Raw genomic sequence first — 3547 nt, 5'->3', positions numbered from 1 at the left:
ATATTTATGCTTTTTAAAAATACCCAAGCATTTTAGTTGACTTTGTTTGGGTAAAGGTTTATAGTTATATCAATCATAGAAAAATATTTTGGAAAAAATATCCGAAATAAGATTTTAGCTAAAATTCTACTATTTATTTTATCAATCCAAATTGATAATATTATTAATCAATGGAGATAGATAATATTTAAATAAATATTCTTTGATTTAGAAAGGTGGCCCATTATGCTATGGTCTATTATTGTAGGAGGCCTTATTGGTCTCATTGCAGGAGGAATTACCAAAAAAGGTGGTTCAATGGGTATTATTGCTAATGTTTTAGCAGGTTTAATTGGTTCATCAGTTGGACAATCCCTTTTGGGCAGTTGGGGCCCATCTTTAGCAGGCATGGCTTTGCTTCCTTCAATTGCAGGAGCTGTCATTGTTGTTAGTGTAGTTTCATTCTTCTTAGGGAAAAAAGAATAATTTTCTTTTTCAAGAATAAATCATAATCTTTAAGACAGGGCAAGGTTATGATTTGATTGTATTCGTGAAAGGATTCAATATGTCAAAATCTAAGAAAATACTTTCTCTTATATTTTGTATTTTAATCTTGACAATTTTGATTCCTATTTTGCTAGATTATCATAAAGTTAGCGGTTTAGAGCTCCATTTGATTAATTGGAAGAGGATTTCTTTTTTAGGATATTATCTTTCTAGATACATTTTTTGGGGTACTTTAGTTCTTTCAATTTTAATTTTATTATCTATGTTAGTGATAATTTTTTATCCTAAACAACATTTAGAGATAGAGTTAGAAAATGCTGGTGGTGAACTAAAACTAAAAAGTTCTGCTATTGAAGGATTTGTTCGTAGTGTGGTTAATGAAAACAACTTCATTAAGAACCCTAAAGTTCGTGTAAATAGTCGGAAAAATAAATGTTTAGTTTACGTGGAAGGAGAAATTCTTCCTTCAGATAATATTATTAAAAGAACTCAGTCTATAAAAGATGAAATCGGTAATGGATTAACACAGTTTTTTGGACTTAATCATGGTGTTAAGCTTAATGTTTCTGTAAAGGATTATAAGCCTAAAAAACCAACTAAAAAAACTGTGAGTCGTGTAAAGTAAGGAAATAAAAAATGGAATGGTTTAAAAAATACCAGTATCCACTCCTGTCTGGGTTAGCAGGTATTATTTTAGCTTGCTTCATCCTCTCCTATGGTTTCTTTAAAACATTATTTGTTTTAATCTTCGCCGTCTTAGGAGCTGGAGTTGGATATTATTTACAACAGAAAAATTTATTTAAATAAAAGGAGTTTCATATGTCAAACGAAAAAAATATCAAAGAAACTAATGCGAAAGCAGAAGATGTGAAGGGTGAATTGACTTACGAAGACAAAGTCATTCAAAAAATTATCGGACTTTCTTTAGAAAAAGTAAATGGCTTGTTGGCTGTTGATGGAGGATTTTTCTCTAATCTAACTGATAAGATTATCAACACTGACAATGTTGCTAACGGAGTAAACGTTGAAGTTGGTAAAGAACAAGTTGCTGTCGACTTGAATGTCGTGGTTGAATATCAAAAGAATGTTCCTGAAATATACAAACACATTAAAGATGTAGTTGTATCACAAGTTTCTAAGATGACTGACTTGGAAGTTGTTGAAGTGAATGTGAATGTTGTTGATATTAAAACAAAAGAACAATATGAAGCTGACTCAGTAAGCTTGCAAGATCGTGTGACTGGAGTTGTTGAATCAACAGGTGAATTCGCATCTGAACAGTTTGAAAATGTTAAAACAGGTTTAGGAAATGGATTCTCAGCAGTTAAAGAAAAAGTTGGTGAAGGCGTAGAAGCTGTAACTGACTCTTCATCAAATGAAAAACCACGTGTTCATTAATTTGAATTTGGTTTGGATATATAAAAACATATACAAACGGAGGTAAGACCATGTCTACAGAAGAAAAAGTAAACCAAGCAAAAGGAGCAGTCAAAGAAGGATTCGGTAAATTGACTGGCGACAAGAAAACAGAAAAAGAAGGAGCTGCTGAAAAAGTAGTTTCTAAAGTTAAAGAAGTCGCAGAAGACGCAAAAGATGCTGTTGAAGGAGCAATCGAAGGCGTTAAAAATATGATTAAAGGTGACGATAAATAATTGATAATAGTCATCTTTTAGTCCCTAATGACGCATTCTAATTAGCTCCACTATGGAGAATAGAGTGCGTTTTTGATTCTGTGAGATTGATTTGCTATTGTAACAGACATCTTTAAGAATTGCTGTTATCATAGACATTTTCGTAGTATTCCTATAATGGTATTTTGTTATAACATAAACAATTAAGGAGGTATTACATTGGATAAACTATTGATTCTACTATTTTTAACGATTTTGAGTATGCCTTTAATTTCATGCTCTAATCAAAGAAATCAGACTTTGGATGGGGAATATTATTGGGTTAGTGAATCTAGAAATGAACGAGCATTTACTATCTCAGGAAATAAAGGGATACTTGATAGTAGTGTTGCTGACAATTTTGTAATTGATCGAAAGAATGAAACAATTGAGTTAATGGGTTCGCAAATGTTAAACCGTACAACAAGTTATATATATGAAGATGGTGTCTTTACTGTAGATATCTCTGGTGTAGAGCGTGATTATTATAAGAAAGATAGTGAGGCTTATAAGAAGGCACTGAAGGATTTAGATGAAAATTGACCACAATAATTAATCTTTTCTTTTGCTCTTGTCATTTAACGCTTATCCTATACAAAGGAATTAAGCGTTTTTATATTGTGTATTTCCTAGGTCAAGAATTGACTCTCAGTTATTCTAGTGTGTACTAAATCTGACAAAATTGACAAAATTATATAAATTTGATATAATAAATTTATATAAGGATTTGAATCAAATTACTACAACTAAGAAAGATCCTTTAAATAACAAGCTAGCCTTGTTGCTTGCTGTAAAATAGAAACAAGTTGTATAAATAGAAAGTGAGAATACTATATGAGAATAACAAGTTTTAGAGATATGGACACCACTGAAGATTTTGAATTTGTAGAAGAAAAAATGGGAGAGTACTTCCGTTGGGGGATTGCTGATTTCTATTCGCTTCAACAAGCAACTTATTGGATTGGGGATATCTTGAGAAAAGAACCCAGCGCTAATTTTGAAGTAAGAGCACGACTTTCAGAAGGTGATGATGTAGATGAATATGAAAGAATCGTGTTATACGAAGGCGACCAATGTTTTGATTCTTGGTTCTTGAAAGAGAAAGCAAGTTTCATGGCACCATATTCTATGATACTATTTCTCAATAAGGATACAAATGTGGCGTATGCTATTGAGAAAAATGAATTTGATGAGCCTGGTCATGTGAAATATTTATGTGAGATAAGAAAATAGATGAGGCTGGGACAAAAGTCCTAGCCTCTCAATTGTCTTTGGATTATCGAGTAAGACGCAGTGGTTGAGTGAGCTCTACTGCGCTGATTTCATCAGCTTTTACAGCCCTACTCAACTGTGCGGAGGTGGGACGACGAAATCGAATTCTAACGAATTAC

The 3547-nt window shown here is 32.3% G+C and carries 7 protein-coding genes; all 7 read left to right on the top strand.

The window, feature by feature from the left end; genetic code table 11:
- Nucleotides 1–225 precede the first annotated feature (225 nt).
- A complete protein-coding gene (locus H7T97_RS10150) occupies nucleotides 226–465 on the top strand; it encodes a GlsB/YeaQ/YmgE family stress response membrane protein (protein ID WP_024055657.1) in 240 nt (79 codons plus the stop codon).
- A 79-nt stretch (nucleotides 466–544) separates the two neighbouring features.
- On the top strand, nucleotides 545–1111 hold the full coding sequence (amaP, locus tag H7T97_RS10145) for an alkaline shock response membrane anchor protein AmaP (protein ID WP_201090180.1): 567 nt from the start codon (nucleotides 545–547) through the stop codon (nucleotides 1109–1111).
- Nucleotides 1112–1122: 11 nt separating this feature from the next.
- Nucleotides 1123–1293, top strand: coding sequence for a DUF2273 domain-containing protein (locus H7T97_RS10140; protein ID WP_049506581.1), 171 nt, complete (start codon nucleotides 1123–1125; stop codon nucleotides 1291–1293).
- Nucleotides 1294–1305: 12 nt separating this feature from the next.
- Nucleotides 1306–1884: an Asp23/Gls24 family envelope stress response protein gene (locus H7T97_RS10135; RefSeq protein WP_201090179.1), complete on the top strand. Its 579-nt coding sequence runs from the start codon at nucleotides 1306–1308 to the stop codon at nucleotides 1882–1884.
- A 50-nt stretch (nucleotides 1885–1934) separates the two neighbouring features.
- Nucleotides 1935–2138 carry a CsbD family protein gene (locus H7T97_RS10130; protein ID WP_021153476.1) on the top strand — a complete coding sequence of 68 codons (204 nt, stop codon included), beginning with the start codon at nucleotides 1935–1937 and terminating at the stop codon, nucleotides 2136–2138.
- A gap of 198 nt (nucleotides 2139–2336) precedes the next feature.
- Nucleotides 2337–2699, top strand: a complete 363-nt coding sequence (locus H7T97_RS10125; protein WP_042759940.1) for a hypothetical protein — start codon at nucleotides 2337–2339, stop codon at nucleotides 2697–2699.
- Between the two features lie 291 nt (nucleotides 2700–2990).
- Nucleotides 2991–3389: a hypothetical protein gene (locus tag H7T97_RS10120; protein WP_049472585.1), complete on the top strand. Its 399-nt coding sequence runs from the start codon at nucleotides 2991–2993 to the stop codon at nucleotides 3387–3389.
- Nucleotides 3390–3547: the final 158 nt, after the last annotated feature.

This window comes from Streptococcus parasanguinis (genome assembly GCF_016648925.1).
Classification (GTDB): domain Bacteria; phylum Bacillota; class Bacilli; order Lactobacillales; family Streptococcaceae; genus Streptococcus.
The sequence above is the reverse complement of the archived record's forward strand: the minus strand, read 5'-3'. Positions and strand labels throughout refer to the sequence as shown.